Genomic DNA, 16308 nt, shown 5'->3' on the forward strand with positions numbered 1-16308 from the left:
GAAGCGGGAAAACGAGAGCAATTCGCGCTTTCCGGACCCGGCTTTCAGACATAATCTCCGGATGCGACCGCTCCTGCCGCTGCTCGTCCTGCTGGCCTTGCTGGTCTGCCCGGTGGCGTCCCCGGCGGACACGGTGCCCGGCGCGCCGCTGTCGCGAAGCTACGGCTCGGAACAGACCCGGGCCAAGCCGGGTCACATCGCCCTGGCCACGTCCCCGGACGGCGAACTTTTCGCCGGCAACCAGGAAGGCGTGCTGCGCTTCAACGGCATCGACTGGCGACTGACCATGCTGCCGGCGCGCTCCGCCGCCCATGCACTGACCATCGGCAACGATGGCCTGGTCTACGTGGGCGGTTACGACACCTTCGGTCGGCTCGCGCCCGACGGCGAAGGTGGCCTGGCCTACGAGGAACTGCTCGATGCCGCCGGCCTCACCGGCGACCAGCGCCATCTTGGGTTCGTGTCCCAGGCCATCGCCACGCCGCACGGCATCTATTTCCGCGCTGAACAGCGCCTGGTCCTGCTGCCCGACGGCGGCGGCAAGGCGCGCCGGTGGCCGCTTCCCGGCGACACGCGCAGTTTCTACTGGGTGCGTGGCGAACTGCTGGCGCGCGTCCAGGGCCAGGGACTGGTGCGCTTCAGCGACGGCACGTTCGAGCTGCTGCCCGGTGGCGATGCGCTGGCCGACGTGCCGCTGCCGGGCATCATCGAACGTGGCGACGACCTGCTGCTGGTCGCCGGCGACGGACTCCGGCTGGCCAACGACAAAGGCATCCGACGCCTCGACGGGCCGGCCAGCGACCTGCTGGCGAACTTCCGCGGCTACACCGTGCGCGAACTGGCCGACGGATCGGTGGTGGTCGGCACGCTCGATGGCCGGCTGCTGCGATTCGACGCTGACCTGCGCGTCCGCGAGAACCTCGACCTCGGCAACTACGGCGTCCTGGCGCTGGAAGTGGACCGCGAGGGCGGCCTCTGGGTCGCCACCGAAAACGAACTCAAGCGTCTGACCCTGCCATCGCCCTGGTCCCACCTGGGCGAGGACGAAGGCCTGGCCGGCAATCCCAATGACTTCGAATGGTTCGACGGCGCGCTCTGGCTGGCCACGAGCCAGGGCCTGCAGCGCCTGCGACCCGCCGCCGACGGCCAGCCACGTGCGGAACGCCTGCCCTGGACGGATAACGCGGCCTCTACGCTGCTTTCGGCCCGCGACACCCTGCTGATCGGCATCCGCGAGGGCCTGCTGGCGCTGGAGCCGGGTTCGGACACGCCGCGGCTCCTGTTCGAACACCCGCACCACGGCGTCTTCGCCCTGATGCCCTCGCGCCACGATCCGGATCTGGTCTACGGCCTGGGCGGACCCGACCTGCTGCTGCTCCACCACCGGCAGGGGCGCTGGCAGGAGGGGGCGCGGGTGTCGCTTGGCGACATCAGCGTCTTCGGCCTGGAGGAAGGCGATGTCGCCGGCGACATGTGGATCGGCGATTCGCGGGGTCCCGTGCAGCGCTGGCAGGTCGACCCCGCCACCGGCGAGGTGTCCTCGCGCGAAGTTTTCGACGACAGTCGTGGTCTGGCGGTGAGCCCCCGGTTCGGCACCAGCGTTTACCGCTTCGAGGACCAGATCCGGGCCACCAGCGGGGAGGCCGGCTTCCGCTTCGAAGGCGACCGCTTCGTCGCCGACAACGCGCCGCCGATCACGCTGGTCGAACGCCCCCATGAAATGTCGGTCGAACAGACCCCGCTGGGCGACTATGCCTATACCTCGCGCGAGCTGTGGTTCCGCCCCGCCGGCAAGGACCAGTGGGATCCGCTGTATCCCGGCGGTCGTGGCATGGCGGGCTACTCCTATGTGCGTTTCGGCAAGGACGGCGTGCTGCGCATCGCCACCTGGACCGGCCTGCTGCAGTTCAATCCCGACGAGCAGCGCCCTGACTCGCGTCCGCTGCAGCTGGGCATGGAATCCGTCATCGCCCAGGATGCGACCGGCCAGACCCGGGTCCTGCCCACGCAGACCAACGGCGCCGAGCCCGTGCGCCTGCCTCCCGGCCACAGCCTGACGCTGCGGTTCGCGATGGTCAGCATGGAAAGCGGCGCCGAGTTCCGCTACCAGCTGCACGGCGTCACCAGCGACTGGAGTGAATGGGCCGACCGCGACCTCTTCATCCGCGCCCTGCCGCCCGGCGACTACGCGCTGGAAGTGCAGGCCCGCACCGGCACCGGCCGCCAGCCCGCCGCGATGACCTACCGCTTCCGCGTGCTGCCCTACTGGTACCAGCAGTGGTGGGTGAAGGCGCTGGCGGGCCTGGCGCTGTTCGGCCTCGCGGTGGCCGTGGCGCTGTGGCTGGTGCGGCTGCGCACCGAACGCTTCCTGGAAGCCAACCGCCGCCTCGAGGCGCGCATCGCCGAGCGCACGCACGAGCTCGAAGACGCCAACCGCAAGCTGGCCGAACTGGCCACCGAAGATGCCCTGACCGGCGTCGCCAACCGCCGCGCCCTGGAGAACGGCCTGCGCCGCGAGTGGTACCGCTGCCTTGACCAGCGCCGGCCGCTGAGCGTGCTGATGATCGACGTGGACCACTTCAAGGCCTACAACGACGCCCACGGCCATCTCGAGGGCGACGTGCAGCTGCGCGGCATCGCCCAGCGCCTGTCGCAGCAGCATGATCCGCAGCGTGAGTTGCTTTCGCGTTACGGCGGTGAAGAATTCGCCCTGCTGCTGCCGGGCGTGCATGTCGAAGAAGCCACGCGCCGGGCCGAAAGCATCCGGTCCGCCATTGCCTCCAGCGACGCGGGCATGACGGTCAGCATCGGCGTGGCGGGGTCGGTGCCGGTCGTGCAGTTCGAACCCGACAGCCTGCTGCGGCGCGCGGACGCCGCGCTGTACGAGGCAAAACGCAGCGGCCGCAACCGGGTGGCGACCGATACCGGCGAAGCGGCCGGCTGAACCAGCCGGCCGCGGGAAAAGCCGGGCCGGTCAGGCCCGCTTGATCAGGGCGATGATCGCCAGCAGCACCACCGCGCCGAGGAAGGCCGTGATGAAGACACCGATGCTGCCGGCGAACTGCACGCCCAGCATCGGCAGCAGCCAGCCGCCGAGGAAGGCGCCCAGCACCCCCACGATCATGTTCACCAGGATGCCGAAACCGCGGCCCTTCATGACAACCCCGGCCAGCCAGCCGGCGAGCGCGCCGATGATCAGGAAAACCAAAAGACTCGTTGCGTCCATCGTGTTGCCTCCTTTCAGGAACGGTGGGTGGAGTCTTCGCCCAGCGCGGCCTTGCGCGCCTCTGCCTGCTCGCGCAGGTGCCGGAGTTCTTCGGCGGTCATGATGTGGCTGGCGTCGCGGGAGGTGCTGGCGATGCGCGAATTGAGCCAGCCCAGCAGGAAGGCCACCATCAGCGCCAGCGAGCCGGCCAGGAAAACCAGCACGCCCAGGGTCGGCATCGATCGCCACATGGCCAGGCCCAGGCAGGCCAGGGAACCGAGAAGATAAAGCCAGTGCATGGGTCACCTCGCAGGGTTGCCGGGAGTTTAGCCCAAGCCGGCGGCCAGTCCAGCCACCGTGCCTAGAGCAGAGGCGATAGCAGGCGGGTGGCGTTGTCGGCCAGGCGGCGCAGGAAGGGCTGCGGCGGGTCGTCGGACTTCACTTCCCGGCAGTGGGAGAGGGTCGATTCCATCTCCTTCTCCAGCTCGGCGGCGACGTCACGGTCGTGCAGCAGCAGGCTCAGCTCGAAATTGAGCCGGAAACTGCGGTGGTCGAAGTTGGCGCTGCCGATGATGCAGGTGTCGTCGTCCACCAGCAGCGCCTTGCTGTGCAGCATGCGCGGCTGGTACTCGAAGACCCGCACACCCGAGGCCAGGAGCTCGTCGTAGTAGGAACGGGCCGCCGCGCTGACCAGGATCGAATCGCTCTTCGCCGGCACCACCACCCGCACATCCAGGCCGCGCATGGCCGCCGAAGTCAGCGCCATGCGCGCGGCCTCGCCCGGCACGAAGTAGGGCGTGACCAGCCAGACGCGATGGTCGGCCTGGTGGATGGCTTCGACCTTGACCCGGTGGATCGATTCCCACACCGAATCCGGCCCCGATGGCAGGGCATGCGCCAGCAGCTTGCCCTCGCGCGGCTCCGGCCACAGGTTTTCGTCGCGCAGCGCGGTGCCGGTGCCGTAGTGCCAGTCTTCCAGGAAGGCCAGCTGCAGCCAGCGCACGATCGAACCCTCCAGCCGCAGGTGCAGATCGTGGAAGGCATCGGGATTGACCGCCTCGTTCTCCTCGTCGGTGATGTTGATGCCGCCGGTGAAGGCCACGCAGCCGTCGACGATGACGATCTTGCGATGGTTGCGCAGGTTGATGCGCGGACGCCACAGCCAGCGCAGCTTCACCGGGTGGAACCAGCCGACCTCGGCCCCGGCTTCCACCAGCGGCGCCAGGAAGGCCTTGGACAGTTTCGCCGAACCGACGGCGTCCAGCAGAAGCCGCACGCGCACGCCTTCGCGCGCCTTGGCCACCAGCGCGTCGCGTAGCGGCGTGCCGGTCTCGTCGGGTTCGAAGATGTAGTACTCCAGGTGCAAGTGGTGCTTCGCGCCGGCGATGGCTTGGTGCAGGGCCGCAAAGGTGGCCTTGCCGCCCACCAGCAGCTTCACGTCGACGGCGCTGCTGGGCGCGAAATGGGTGATGGTCTGGGCCAGGTGGGAAACGGTGGCGCAATCGTCGCTGGTCACCAGGTCGGTCGGCAGCACCGGTTCGAGGCTGCGCCGGGACAGGCTGCGCCGCCGCTGCTGGCGAACAATCCGCTGGGGCCCCAGGAAGTGGTAGATCACCAGCCCGATCCAGGGCAGCGCCGCCAGCGAAAGCACCCAGCTCAGGGTGGCGATCGGCTCGCGCTTCTTCATGACTATCCAGCCGGCCATCACCGGCATGTACAGCACCCACAGGCCGATCAGCCAGGGCCGGAGGGTGTCCCAATCGAAGGAAAGATCCATGCAGGCTCCCTGTGGTCTCGCCGGACGAGACCCGCCGGCGGCAAACTGGCGCCCATGATGGCATCAAACCTGCCCAAGGGCCGAGGCGCCGGCGGCAATCGCGAAGGCCGTTTCGCGGTCACCACGCGCCACGCTGAACACGACGGCTGGGCCGACGAGGACCCGGGCGCGCCCGATCCGCGCACCGTGGTTGCGGAAGAGCGCGCCCGCAGCGTCATCAGCCGCAACCAGTCGCCCGATGTTCCCTTCGACCGCTCGGTGAATGCCTATCGGGGATGTGAACACGGGTGCAGCTATTGTTTCGCCCGTCCCTCGCACGCCTACCTCGACCTCTCGCCGGGCCTCGATTTCGAAACCCGGCTGTTCGCCAAGACCAACGTCGCCGAAGTCCTGCGCGGCGAACTCGCCAAGCCGGGTTATGCCTGCGCGCCCATCGCGATGGGCACCAACACCGATCCCTACCAACCGATCGAACGCAGGTTCCGCCTGACCCGCGCCATCATCGAAGTGCTGGCCGACTGCGGTCATCCGTTCACGCTGCTCACCAAGAACGCGCTGATCGAACGCGACCTGGACCTGCTGGCACCGCTGGCGCAGCGCAATCTGGTCAGCGTCGCGCTTTCGGTAACCACGCTCGACAACCGGCTGTCGGCGAAGCTCGAGCCGCGCGCAAGCGCGCCGCATCGCCGGCTGCAGGCCATTCGCCGCCTCAGCGAGGCCGGCATCCCGACCGGCGTGATGTTCGCACCGGTCATCCCGGCCGTGAACGATGCGGAGCTGGAATCGGTGCTCACGGCCGCACGCGAGGCCGGCGCCAGCCGCGCAGGCATGGTGCTGCTGCGGCTGCCGCATGAAGTGGGCCCGATCTTCCGTGACTGGCTCGACGCGCACCTTCCCGAACGCGCCGCCCACGTGATGAGCCTGGTGCGGCAGGCCCGCGGCGGTCGCGACTATGACGCCAGCTTCGGCCAGCGCCAGGCCGGCACGGGCGCCTGGGCACAGCTCGTCGGCCAGCGATTCGACCTGGCAGCGCGCAAGCTTGGCTTCACGACGAAGCGGGGATTCACCCTCGACTGCAGCCAGTTCGTTCCGCCGCGCAAACCGGGCCCGCAGGGCGAACTGTTCTGACGCCAGGCCTCAGCCCGGCTTGCCGAAAATCTGCTCGGCGCGGTTGAACAGCACCCAGCTGGTCGCGATGTACTTGTCGCCGCCCTCGGGGCGGTTGCCGCGGTGGGTGTGGGTGAAGCCGGCCGGCGCGATCAGCAGGCTGCCGGTGCGCGGCGGCACCTTGCGCTGCTGGTGGAAGAACTCGGTTTCGCCGGCCTGGAAGTCGTCGTTGAGGTAAACCGTCCAGAGCAGGTGCCGGTGCAGGGTTTCGCAGCCCGGGTCGCGCGGGTAGAGCTCGCAGTGCCAGTAGGGATACCCGCCCTCGCCGGCCCGGTAGCGCTGCAGGTTGATGCGGCCGGGCCGGAAGATCGAGCGGATGACCTCGCCGAGCGTTTCGTCGGCAAGCGTCGGGAAGTCTTCCGCGACCAGCCGGCGAACGGCGCCCGGACTGGCGCCGTGCTGGATCATCAGGGGCGCGATCAGCGTGTACGGATACTTGCGCAGGTACAGCGCCAGGCCCCTGAGCACTGCCTGCACGAAGCTGGCCTCGACGTCGCGCCATTCCTCTTTGCCGGAGATGCTGATGTCGCGGCTGTTCTTGAGGTCGGGGAAAAGCCCGCCGCCGACCAGGCCCGGCTGGTCCTGGCCGCAGGCTTCGAAGCGCCGGATGATCTGCGCGCAGGCATCCGCCGGGATGGCGTCTTCGTAGATCTCGATGAAGTCGCCGTCCTGCACCTCAGGCGCCCTGGTCGTGTTCGCGGTGGTAACGAACCGCCTCGGCCACCTCGTCGCGCGAGCCCAGGAACACCGGCACTCGCTGGTGCAGCCCGGTCGGCTGCACGTCGAGCATGCGCTGGCGGCCGGTGCTGGCGGCGCCGCCGGCCTGTTCGATGATGAAGGCCATCGGGTTGGCCTCGTACATAAGCCGCAGCTTGCCGCCCTTGTCGCGGCACTTGCTGTCGAGCGGGTAGCTGAAGATGCCGCCGCGGGTGATGATGCGGTGCACGTCGGCCACCATCGAGGCCACCCAGCGCATGTTGAAGTCCTTGCCGCGCGGCCCTTCCTTGCCCTGCAGCAGGTCGCCGACGTAACGCTGCATCGGCGCTTCCCAGAAGCGCTGGTTGGACATGTTGACGGCGAACTCCTTCGTTTCCGCCGGCACCTGCACATCGCGCGTGGTCAGGATGAAGCTGCCGATCTCGCGGTCCAGGGTGAACACGTGGGTACCGTGGCCGATGGTGAGCACCAGCTGGGTGCTGGGCCCGTAGGTCGTGTAGCCCGCGCAGACCTGGGTGGTGCCCGGCTGCAGGAAGTGTTCATCGCCGGGCGTGGTCACGCCCTCGGGGCAACGCAGCACCGAGAAGATGGTGCCCACCGAGATGTTGACGTCGATATTGCTGCTGCCGTCCAGCGGATCGAACAGCAGCAGGTAGTTGCCGCGCTGGAAGGCGTCGGGGATCGGCTGGCTGTGGTCCATTTCCTCGGACGCGAGGCCGGCGAGGTGGCCGCCCCAGGCATTGGCCTCGAGCAGGATGTCGTTGCTGAGCACGTCGAGCTTCTTCTGTGCCTCGCCCTGGATGTTGCCCGTGCCGGCGTCCCCCAGCACGCCGCCCAGCGCGCCCTTGCCGATGGCGATCGAAATGGTCTTGCAGGCGCGGGCCACGACCTCGATCAGTAGGCGCAGGTCGGCGTTGATGCGTCCGGCGTGCTGTTCCTGGATCAGGTAGCGGGTCAGGGAAATCGGTTTCATGGCTCTCCAGCGGGGCGGCGGCAGACCCGGGCATTGTCCGGGCCCGCGCCGGGCTTGCAAGCGCGGGTGCGCTTGGCGCCACAATCGGGCATGCCCCCGCTGACCCCGCCAAGCCCGGACACCCTGCCCCTGCTGTCGCTGGGCACCGCCCTGGGCGTGGGCCTGCTGGTCGGCGCCGTGCGCGAGCGCCGGCATCCGGACCGCGCCACCTCGGCCGGTTTGCGCACGCACGCGCTGGCGGCGCTGTCGGGCGCCGTGGCGCTGTGGCTGGGGCTGGCGGTCTTCGTGGTGGTGGTGGCGATGGCCGGTCTGTTTGCCGGCATGAGCTACCGGCTGAGCCGCGCCGAAGACCCCGGACTGACCGGCGAAATCACCCTGGTGCTGACCACCCTGCTCGGCGGCCTGGCCCTGGGCCTGCCGGCGCTGGCCGGTGGCCTGGGCGTGGTCGTCGCGGCGCTGGTCTACCTGAAGGCGCCGCTGCACCAGCTGGCGCGCGAACGCGTCAGCGAATCCGAGGTCCGCGACGGCCTGGTACTGCTGGCCTCGGCCCTGGTCGTGCTGCCGCTGGTGCCCGACCGCAGCATCGGGCCCTACGACGTCTTCAACCCGGCGATGCTGTGGAAGCTGGTGGTGCTGGTGATGGCGATCAGCGCCGTCGGCCATGTCGCGCTGCGGCTGATCGGAAATCGCTGGGGCCTGGCGGTAGCGGGATTTTTCGCCGGCTATGTGTCCTCGACCGCAGCGGTGGCCGGCTTCGGGCAGCGCGTGCGGGAAACGCCGGCGCTGCGTTCGCCGGCGGTCGGCGCGGCGATGCTGGCCAACCTGGCCTCGCTGAGCCTGTTCGTGCCGATCCTGCTGGCGGTGTCGCCGGCGCTGCTGCCGCAGGTGGCCGGCGAGTTGGCTGCGGGCGGCGCCGTGCTGCTGGTCGGCGGCCTGCTCGGCCTGCGCCCCGATGGCCAGGGCGAACCGCCGCCGACCGCGCAGTCGCGCATGTTCCGGTTCCGGCATGCGCTGCTGTTCGCGGTGATCATCACCGCGGTGCTGTTCGCCTCGGCGGCGCTCAATGCCTGGCTGGGTCCGCGCGGGGCGATGGCCGGCGCCACGCTGGCGGCGCTGGCCGAAGTGCATGCGGCCGCGGCGACCGTCGCCAAACTCTTCGCCAGCGGCGCCTTCGACGGCGAACAGGCGCGCTGGGCGATGGTGCTGCTGCTGGCGGCGAGCTCCATCGCCAAGTCGGTGGTCGCCTTCGCCAGCGGCGGGGCCGCGTATGGCCTGCGCGTCGCCGCCGGCCTGGTCGCGATGGTCGTCGCGGTGGCCGCGGTGGCCTGGCTGGCCTGAGCCTTCAGATGATGCGCAGCGTGATGGCCTTGAGCACCGCGCGGGTGCGGTCGCGGGTGCCGAGCTTGTCGAGGATCTCCGACACGTAGTTCTTCACCGTGCCCTCGGACAGGAACACGGCCTTGGCGATTTCCCGGTTGGAATAACCGCCGGCGATCAGGCGAAGGATCGCGACTTCGCGTTCGCTGAAGGTGTCGGTCGGCGCCGACTGGTCGCGGTAGGCGTAACGCGCGCGTACCGGGTCGGTGGGTACCGGTGCGAGCAGGGTCTCGCCGCCGGCCACCCGCGTGATGGCTTCGAACAGGTCTTCCGGCGAGGCGTCCTTCAGCAGGAAACCCTGGGCGCCGGCTTCGGCCGCGGCCAGGGGCAGGCTGTCGTCGTCGAAGGTGGTCAGCAGCACCACCGGAGTGGCGTCGCCGCTTTCGCGCAGCGTGCGCACGAGGCCGAAGCCGTCCAGGCCGGGCATGCGGATGTCGGAGAGTATGACGTCGGCCGGCGTGTGGGCCAGCGCGTCGATCAGGGCCTGGCCGTCGCCGGCCTGCACCACGATCTCGAGCTCCGGGAAACCGGCCAGCAGTGCCGTCAGGCCACTGCGCACCAGGGCCTGGTCGTCCGCCAGTGCGACGCGGATCGGCGCGGTGCTCATGCCGCCACCGGTAGCCAGGCCTGCAGGTGCACGCCACCGGTGTCGGTGCGGCCCAGTTCCAGGCCGCCGCCCAGGGCCTGCAGGCGTTCGCGCATGCCGCGCAGGCCGTTGCCGGGTTCCAGCGCACCGCGGCCGCGGCCGTCGTCGCGGATGTCCAGGCGCAGGCCGCCGGGTTCGCGGGCCAGCACCACCCACAGGTTGTTGGCCTGGGAATGCCGGGCGGCGTTGGTCAGGCCTTCCTGCACGGCGCGCAGCACGGCTTCGGCCTGCGCCAGCGAGCCCACGCGGGTGTCGCCGTCGATCTGCAGGTGCAGGCGCGGCCGCGGGAAGGGCGTGGCCAGGGCCTCGATCGCCGGGCCCAGGTCCATGCCGTCGGAGCGGCGCATCTGCTGCACGACCTCGCGGATGTCGGCCAGCAGTTCGTCGGCCAGGCGTGCGCACAGCGCCACCTGGGCATCACCGGTCACGCGCGGATCGCGCGCCAGCGCCGCCAGGTTCAATTTCAGCGCGGTGAGCTTGTGGCCGGCGACGTCGTGCAGTTCGCGCGACAGCCGCAGGCGCTCGCCGTCGCGCGCGGTTTCGGCCAGCAGCGAACGCGTCGCCAGCAGGTCGGCGTTGGTGGCGGCCAGTTCGTCGCGGGCGCGTTCGGCGCTGATGCCGAACCAAGCGGCGCTGGCGGCGAAGATCTGGAAGCAGCCCACCATCAGCGTGCCCACCACCGGCGAGCCCCAGTCCCAGACGAACGCATAAATGCCGTACAGCGCCAGGTTCACCAGCCCCAGCACCACCGCCGCGCCGCGCGGTGACCACAGGTGCGCCACCTGCACCGCGCACAGGATCAGCAGGATCGGCAGCGTGGAGTTGCGCGCCAGCGCCATCATCGCGAAGGCGAACACGTACTGCGCAAGCACCATCACCCGCAGGCGGTTGTTGGCATTTTCATCCGAGCCAAGCACGCCAAGGAACAGGCCGAACCAGGCCAGGTGCAGCGTTGCCAGCAGCCAGGCCGGCGCCGCCGAACCCAGCCACGCGGGCACGCCCGAGCCCAGGAAAACCACCTCCCAGCCGATCGCCGCCCAGGTGACGTAGCCGGCGAAGTTGAGCGGCGTGAACAGCTTCTTGAAGGGTGAGTGCATGCCGCCAGCTTGGGCCGGCGCCGCGCGGGGCTCAAGCCCTTGCGGCAACAAAGTGACTTCCGGCACCCGGAACCGGTGACCGCCGGCACCTGAGCCGGCCGCGGCCCTGCACGAGACTGGCGGCACGCCCAGTCAGCGCACCGAAGGAGTTAGCCGTGGACCTCGCCAAGTTGATCGTTTTCGCCCACGTCGTCGCCGGCACGATTGCCCTGGCCTGCTTCTGGACGGCGGGCCTGGCGAAGAAGGGTTCGCCGCTGCATCGCCGGGTCGGCCAGGTTTACCTGCTGGCGATGGTGGGCATCGTGCTCACCGGCGTCCCGCTCGTGCTGCAGGTCACCGAACGTGGCAACCCGGTGGGCGCCCTCTTCCTGACCTACCTGCTGGTGCTGGTCGGCAACGCCACCTGGTCCGCCTGGCGCGCGATCCGCGACCGGCGCGACCGCGCGGCCTACTTCGGCCCGATGTACTGGTTCGTGGCGGCGCTGACCGCTGCCTGCGGCCTGGCGATCATCGCCCTGGGTTTCCAGGCGGGCGCGGTGCTGCTTCAGGTGTTCGGCGGCGTCGGCGTGATGGCCGGCGTCGGCGCGATCAAAAGCTGGCGGCGTTCGGCCACCGACCCGAAGTGGTGGCTCAAGGAACACTACGGCGCGCTGATCGGCAACGGCGTCGCCACCCATATCGCCTTCTTCGGCATCGGCCTGCGCGGCCTGCTTCCCGGCGTCGATCCGCAGCTGCTGCAGCTGTTCTCCTGGTTCACGCCGCTGGCCGGTGCCTTCATCGCGGGCTGGTGGCTCAACCGCAGGTACGGCCGCCCGGCGGCGAAGGTTCAGACGTCGCCGTCGTCGAGCCAGCCTTCGCCGGTGCCTCGGTTGAACACCTGATCGTCCGGCTGCACGGAGCCGGCGGGGAAGCTGTCGACCTTGGCCAGCCTTTCATAGATCGGCGTGAAGTCGGGCCGCGTCGCTTCCATCAGCTGCTCGTAGCTGTCGATCACGAAGTAGGTCTTCTGGAAGGTGTCGATGCGGTAGCGCGTGCGCATGATGCGCTCGAGGTCGAAGCCGATGCGGTTGGGTGCCTTCGATTCCAGGCAGTGGATCGATTCGCTCTTGGAGCTGACGATGCCGCTGCCGTAGATGCGCAGGCCGTCGTCTTCCTTGATCAGCCCGAATTCCACCGTGTACCAGTACAGCCGCGTCAGGTTCACCAGCGCTTCCGGGCCGATGCCGTGCGCCTTGACGCCGCCGCGGCCGTAGGCGGCCATGTAGTCGGCGAAGACAGGGTTCATCAGCAGCGGCACGTGGCCGAACAGGTCGTGGAAGAGGTCCGGCTCGCTCAGGTAGTCGAGCTGGTCGGGTTTGCGGATCCACCACGTGACCGGGAACCGCCGGTTGGCCAGGTGTTCGAAGAAGGTCAGTTCCGGCAGCAGGCCCTCGACGCCGATCAGCTCCCAGCCGGTGGCCTTGCGGAGCACCGGGTTGAGTTCGTCGAACTTCGGGATGCGGTCGGCGGACATGCCCATCACCTCCTGCTGGGCCAGGAACTCCTTGCTGGCCCGGCCGGGCAGGATCTCGCGCTGGCGCTTGAACAGCGTCGCCCAGACCTCGTGGTCGGTGGCGGTGTAGTCACCCCAGGGCTGTTCGACCACGGCCGTGGTGTAGACCGGCACGTAGCCCTTGTCGGTGAGCTGGTGTTCGACGCGGCGCGGGGTATCCGGCGTATCCATGGTGACCTCCATACTCTTTGCACCAGTCTATCGCCGGGAAGCCGCAATCGGCTTGCGTAGTTGCAGGAGCAGCCGCCATAGGCGCAATATCATTGCGCACAAGTAGCCTGTGGCCGCATGAAATGGACCAGTTGAAGTTCGATCGCACCGACCTGGCCATCCTGGCCGAACTGCAGCGCGAAGGCCGCCTGAGCAATGCCGACCTGGCCGAGCGGGTGAAACTCTCGCCCTCGGCCTGCCTGCGCCGGGTGCAGCGGCTGGAACAGGACGGGGTGCTGGCCGGTTATGCCGCCCGCATCGACCCCGGACGCGTCGGCCTGGGCCTGCAGGCTTTCGTGCGCGTGCAGCTGGCCCGCCACGACGCCGACGCCGTGCAGGCCTTCACCGAACGCGTGAACCGCTGGGACGAAGTGGTGGCTTGCCACGCCCTCACCGGCGAGATGGACTACCTGCTGCAGGTGGTCGTGCAGGACCTGGCGCACTTCTCGCGCTTCCTGCTCGACCACCTTTTGAACGCCAGCGGCGTCGCCGACATCAACTCCAGCTTCGTGCTGCGCACGGTGAAGCAGGCGCGGGGACTGCCGCTCGGCCATCTTGGTTGAAGAAGGGGGTCAGGTTCACTTATGGGCGATCTGACGTCGGTTTCCCGGATGTCTTCCGCCCATAAGTGAACCTGACCCCCTTCTTGGGGCCCCTTCTTGCCCTACTTCCCGGCGAAGGTGCGACCGAAGAAGTCGCCTTCCTTCCAGTGGGGCTTCTGTTCGGCATCACCCACCCGGCGGCCGATCGCGGCGTTGAGCATCGCCAGGCGCGCGGCGCTCGGGTAATGGATCGCCAGCGAGGTTTCGTCGCTGGGCTGGTGGTAGTGGCCGGTGAGGAAGTCTTCGTAAAGCGCCAGCGCGTCCACGTCCGGCGAGCGCGCCTTGATGCCGGCGTCCAGGTAGACGGCGGGAATGCCCTTGCGCACGAAGGCGTACTGGTCCGAGCGCACGAACACCACTTCCTCGGGCTTGGGGTCGGCGGTGAGGCCGATGCCCAGCGCCTCGGCGGCGGCCTCGACGTCCTGTTCCAGGCTGCTGTGTTCGATGCCGATCGGCACCACGTCGGTGACGTCGGCCAGGAAAACCGGCATGTCCATGTTGATGTTCGCCACCAGCGTGCCGTCCACGCCCGGGTTGGACGCGAAGTGTTCGGCGCCGAGCAGGCCACGCTCCTCGGCGGTGAGCGCGACGAACAGCAGCGTGCGCTTCGGCGCCGGCGCCGCCACCAGTTCGGTGGCCGCCTCCAGCATCACCGCGGTGCCCAGGGCATTGTCGAAAGCGCCGTTGTAGATGCCGTCGCCGTCGACTTCGGCGCCGATGCCTACGTGGTCGAGGTGCGCGGTGTAGACGATGTGCTCGGACGCCAGCGCGGCGTCGCTGCCGGCCAGCCGGCCGACGACGTTGTGGCTGGTCACGCGGGCAAGCGTGGTGCTGCCCGACAGCGTCGCCTGGCCCGGCAGCTCGAAGGCTTCCAGGGTGCCGGCCTCGCGGCGGGCGAAGACCTCGTCGGCGTCCATTTCCGCGCCCTCGAACAGGCGCCGCGCCGCATGCACGCCCAGGCTGGCGGTGGCGCGCAGCTCCGGCCAGGCGTCCACCGGCTTGCCGTCGGCGTCCAGCAGGCGCATGCCCGGCATCGCCCAGTTGCGCGAGCCGCGGGCCCAGGGGTACTTCGCTTCGTCGACCGGGTTGCCGATCTGCACCGCACCGATGGCGCCGCGCCCGGCCAGCGCCATCATCTTCTGCCGCCCCGAGGCGTGGAAGGCGCGCTGGGTGTTGGGGAAGTCCGACGGTGCGCCGGAGAAATAGACCGCGATCTTGCCGCGCACGTCGACGCCGTCGAAGTCGTCATGGTCGAGTTCGGGCGCGTGCACGGCCTGGCCGACGAAGACCAGCGGCGCGGTCACGGCGTGGGTGGCGGCGTTGTAGTTCACGCCGGGCAGGAAGTCGTCCTGGAAGGCGAAGTCGATCAGCTGCCCGTCGCGGCGCACCGAAAAAGCGGCGCCGGCGCGTTCACGACGGCCTTCGAGCAGCGACACCGCCTGCAGGTAGCTGCCGTCGTCGCCGGCCGGTTCCAGGCCGATGGCGCGGTAGCGGTTGGCCACGTACAGCGCGGCCAGGTCGTAGCCGCGGGTGCCGGCGGCGCGGCCTTCAAGCAGGTCGTCGGCGAGGAAGGCGACGTCGGCCTCGATGCGGCGGGCCGCGTCGCCTTCGCGGTTTGCCGCGGCGGCGGGCGCCGCGGGGGCGTCCGGGGCCGGTTCACGGCCGCAGGCCACCAGCAGGGTCAGCATGATCGGGACCAGCAACAGCTTCATTCGGCGAACTCCCCAGGGGTATGCCCGGAAGCTATCACCGGGCCGGCCTGCTGGGAATGAAGGCGGCGCGATCAGTCCGGCGCGTTGTCCCAGCCGCTCATCGCATCGGCCATCACCAGGTCGCGGCCGGCGTGCTTGGCGGCGTACATGGCGCGGTCGCCCCGCTGCAGCAGCTGCGAGAACAGCCGGTCGGCCGGCGCCAGCACCGCCACCCCGATCGAAAGCGTGACCCGGCGCGTCTGGCCATTGAGGTGCAGCGGGCGCTCCGAGAACGCCTCGCGGATGCGTTCGGCCGCGGCCACCGCGGCGGCGCCGTCGGTATTGGGCATCAGCACGATGAATTCCTCGCCGCCCAGGCGGCCCAGCAGGTCTTCGGCGCGCAGGCAGGCGCGGATGCGTTCGACCGCGCGCACCAGGGCCAGGTCGCCGGCGGCGTGGCCGAGTTCGTCGTTGATGTGCTTGAAGTCGTCGATGTCCACCACCTGCAGGGCCAGCGGCATCCCGTGCCGGCGCGCGCCCGCGATCGCGCGGGTGCCCAGCTCCTCGATCGCCCGGCGGTTGTAGACGTCGGTGAGGTAATCCATGCGCGCGGCGCGCTCGAGTTCATGCTGGCTGCGGTCAGTGCACAGCAGCAGGAAGCCCACGGTCGCCACCACCGGCAACACGCTGCCGATCGCGTAGGTCATCAGCTGCACCGGCGTCAGCTGGAAGACGGCGATCACCTGCCCGGGGTCCCAGGTCAGGGCCAGCGCGCGATACGCCATGATCACGGTCGCCACCAGGAAGGCGCCGCCGGCGACATGGCGCACCAGCCCGCGCACGTCCGGGCCGCGGTAGATGCTCCAGGCGCAGTAGCCCAGCATCACCGCCAGCACCACCGAGATGGCGATCAGCCGCCGGGTCAGGTCGGGCTGCACCAGGCCGAACCAGGCCGACACCGCCACGGCCAGGCCCAGCAGGCCGGCCAGCAGGCCCCAGGGGACCTTCAGCCGGTGGAAGCGTCGCAGCGCGATGGCATACGCCGCGAATGCGCCGGCGATGCAGGTGTTGGCGACGACGATGGTGACCCAGGCCGGCAGCTGGTCGCGCTGGCTGAGCAGCACGAAACCTGCGGGCTGCAGCAGGGTGGCCGCCACCCACCAGTTCATCGCGGGGCGGAACGGCAGCGGCATGGCGCGGGCGACGAACGCCAGGACGACGCCGATCAGGAGGGTGAGGAAGGCCCCGACCAGCAGGCCGGAGCGGATGTCGAAGGACCACTCCACGGACGGCC

15 protein-coding genes are annotated in these 16308 nt (G+C 69.6%); 5 read left to right on the top strand and 10 right to left on the bottom strand.

The genetic code is table 11. The features are described 5' to 3' along the window. Positions 1–61 precede the first annotated feature (61 nt). A complete protein-coding gene (locus ACE3TE_RS04800; RefSeq protein ID WP_374602688.1) occupies positions 62–2944 on the top strand; it encodes a diguanylate cyclase in 2883 nt (960 codons plus the stop codon). Between the two features lie 30 nt (positions 2945–2974). Here the strand turns inward: ACE3TE_RS04800 and ACE3TE_RS04805 are convergent, their stop codons facing one another. From ACE3TE_RS04805 to cls, 3 genes are all read right to left on the bottom strand, one after another. Further along, positions 2975–3226, bottom strand: a complete 252-nt coding sequence (locus tag ACE3TE_RS04805) for a GlsB/YeaQ/YmgE family stress response membrane protein (protein ID WP_374602690.1) — start codon at positions 3224–3226, stop codon at positions 2975–2977. Positions 3227–3240: 14 nt separating this feature from the next. Continuing rightward, entirely contained in the window at positions 3241–3504 is a 264-nt protein-coding gene (locus ACE3TE_RS04810) for a hypothetical protein (RefSeq protein ID WP_374602692.1), read from the bottom strand. Between the two features lie 62 nt (positions 3505–3566). Then, the gene (gene cls, locus ACE3TE_RS04815; protein ID WP_374602694.1) at positions 3567–4982 is read right to left on the bottom strand and encodes a cardiolipin synthase; all 1416 of its coding nucleotides are present in this window, start codon (positions 4980–4982) and stop codon (positions 3567–3569) included. 54 nt (positions 4983–5036) lie between these two features. Between cls and ACE3TE_RS04820 the strand changes: the two genes are divergently transcribed. Next, entirely contained in the window at positions 5037–6110 is a 1074-nt protein-coding gene (locus tag ACE3TE_RS04820; protein ID WP_374602696.1) for a PA0069 family radical SAM protein, read from the top strand. Between the two features lie 9 nt (positions 6111–6119). On the opposite strand, the gene ACE3TE_RS04825 is transcribed toward ACE3TE_RS04820, so the two are convergent. Together ACE3TE_RS04825 and ACE3TE_RS04830 are read right to left on the bottom strand one after the other, a co-directional pair. Then, a complete protein-coding gene (locus ACE3TE_RS04825) occupies positions 6120–6824 on the bottom strand; it encodes a 2OG-Fe(II) oxygenase (protein WP_374602698.1) in 705 nt (234 codons plus the stop codon). A 1-nt stretch (position 6825) separates the two neighbouring features. After that, positions 6826–7839: a class 1 fructose-bisphosphatase gene (locus ACE3TE_RS04830; RefSeq protein ID WP_374602700.1), complete on the bottom strand. Its 1014-nt coding sequence runs from the start codon at positions 7837–7839 to the stop codon at positions 6826–6828. Between the two features lie 90 nt (positions 7840–7929). On the opposite strand from ACE3TE_RS04830, the gene ACE3TE_RS04835 reads away from it, so the two are divergent. Then, positions 7930–9177, top strand: a complete 1248-nt coding sequence (locus tag ACE3TE_RS04835) for an MgtC/SapB family protein (protein WP_374602702.1) — start codon at positions 7930–7932, stop codon at positions 9175–9177. A 4-nt stretch (positions 9178–9181) separates the two neighbouring features. On the opposite strand, the gene ACE3TE_RS04840 is transcribed toward ACE3TE_RS04835, so the two are convergent. After that, positions 9182–9823, bottom strand: coding sequence for a response regulator (locus tag ACE3TE_RS04840; RefSeq protein WP_374602704.1), 642 nt, complete (start codon positions 9821–9823; stop codon positions 9182–9184). Beyond that, positions 9820–10959: a sensor histidine kinase gene (locus ACE3TE_RS04845; RefSeq protein WP_374602705.1), complete on the bottom strand. Its 1140-nt coding sequence runs from the start codon at positions 10957–10959 to the stop codon at positions 9820–9822. The genes ACE3TE_RS04840 and ACE3TE_RS04845 overlap by 4 nt, the downstream gene beginning before the upstream one ends. 155 nt (positions 10960–11114) lie before the next feature. Between ACE3TE_RS04845 and ACE3TE_RS04850 the strand changes: the two genes are divergently transcribed. After that, a complete protein-coding gene (locus tag ACE3TE_RS04850) occupies positions 11115–11840 on the top strand; it encodes a hypothetical protein (RefSeq protein ID WP_374602707.1) in 726 nt (241 codons plus the stop codon). On the opposite strand, the gene phhA is transcribed toward ACE3TE_RS04850, so the two are convergent. Continuing rightward, the gene (gene phhA, locus ACE3TE_RS04855) at positions 11786–12682 is read right to left on the bottom strand and encodes a phenylalanine 4-monooxygenase (protein ID WP_374602709.1); all 897 of its coding nucleotides are present in this window, start codon (positions 12680–12682) and stop codon (positions 11786–11788) included. The two genes, ACE3TE_RS04850 and phhA, sit on opposite strands and share 55 nt — an antisense overlap. 122 nt (positions 12683–12804) lie before the next feature. On the opposite strand from phhA, the gene ACE3TE_RS04860 reads away from it, so the two are divergent. Further along, positions 12805–13284, top strand: coding sequence for an Lrp/AsnC family transcriptional regulator (locus ACE3TE_RS04860; RefSeq protein WP_374602710.1), 480 nt, complete (start codon positions 12805–12807; stop codon positions 13282–13284). Between the two features lie 101 nt (positions 13285–13385). On the opposite strand, the gene ACE3TE_RS04865 is transcribed toward ACE3TE_RS04860, so the two are convergent. Together ACE3TE_RS04865 and ACE3TE_RS04870 are read right to left on the bottom strand one after the other, a co-directional pair. Next, positions 13386–15035 carry a M28 family metallopeptidase gene (locus ACE3TE_RS04865; protein WP_374602712.1) on the bottom strand — a complete coding sequence of 550 codons (1650 nt, stop codon included), beginning with the start codon at positions 15033–15035 and terminating at the stop codon, positions 13386–13388. A gap of 71 nt (positions 15036–15106) precedes the next feature. Next, positions 15107–16300 carry a GGDEF domain-containing protein gene (locus tag ACE3TE_RS04870; protein ID WP_374602714.1) on the bottom strand — a complete coding sequence of 398 codons (1194 nt, stop codon included), beginning with the start codon at positions 16298–16300 and terminating at the stop codon, positions 15107–15109. Positions 16301–16308: the final 8 nt, after the last annotated feature.

The organism is Arenimonas sp. (assembly GCF_041919775.1).
In the GTDB taxonomy this organism is placed as follows: Bacteria; Pseudomonadota; Gammaproteobacteria; order Xanthomonadales; family Xanthomonadaceae; genus Arenimonas.

Bases quoted from the DNA above. Each gene is read 5' to 3' on its own strand.
- ACE3TE_RS04835 (WP_374602702.1), top strand. From the start codon at position 7,930: ATGCCCCCGCTGACCCCGCCAAGCCCGGACACCCTGCCCCTGCTGTCG.
- ACE3TE_RS04845 (WP_374602705.1), bottom strand. From the start codon at position 10,959: ATGCACTCACCCTTCAAGAAGCTGTTCACGCCGCTCAACTTCGCCGGC.
- ACE3TE_RS04805 (WP_374602690.1), bottom strand. From the start codon at position 3,226: ATGGACGCAACGAGTCTTTTGGTTTTCCTGATCATCGGCGCGCTCGCC.
- cls (WP_374602694.1), bottom strand. From the start codon at position 4,982: ATGGATCTTTCCTTCGATTGGGACACCCTCCGGCCCTGGCTGATCGGC.
- ACE3TE_RS04820 (WP_374602696.1), top strand. From the start codon at position 5,037: ATGATGGCATCAAACCTGCCCAAGGGCCGAGGCGCCGGCGGCAATCGC.
- ACE3TE_RS04865 (WP_374602712.1), bottom strand. From the start codon at position 15,035: ATGAAGCTGTTGCTGGTCCCGATCATGCTGACCCTGCTGGTGGCCTGC.
- phhA (WP_374602709.1), bottom strand. From the start codon at position 12,682: ATGGATACGCCGGATACCCCGCGCCGCGTCGAACACCAGCTCACCGAC.
- ACE3TE_RS04800 (WP_374602688.1), top strand. From the start codon at position 62: ATGCGACCGCTCCTGCCGCTGCTCGTCCTGCTGGCCTTGCTGGTCTGC.
- ACE3TE_RS04860 (WP_374602710.1), top strand. From the start codon at position 12,805: ATGGACCAGTTGAAGTTCGATCGCACCGACCTGGCCATCCTGGCCGAA.
- ACE3TE_RS04810 (WP_374602692.1), bottom strand. From the start codon at position 3,504: ATGCACTGGCTTTATCTTCTCGGTTCCCTGGCCTGCCTGGGCCTGGCC.
- ACE3TE_RS04830 (WP_374602700.1), bottom strand. From the start codon at position 7,839: ATGAAACCGATTTCCCTGACCCGCTACCTGATCCAGGAACAGCACGCC.
- ACE3TE_RS04840 (WP_374602704.1), bottom strand. From the start codon at position 9,823: ATGAGCACCGCGCCGATCCGCGTCGCACTGGCGGACGACCAGGCCCTG.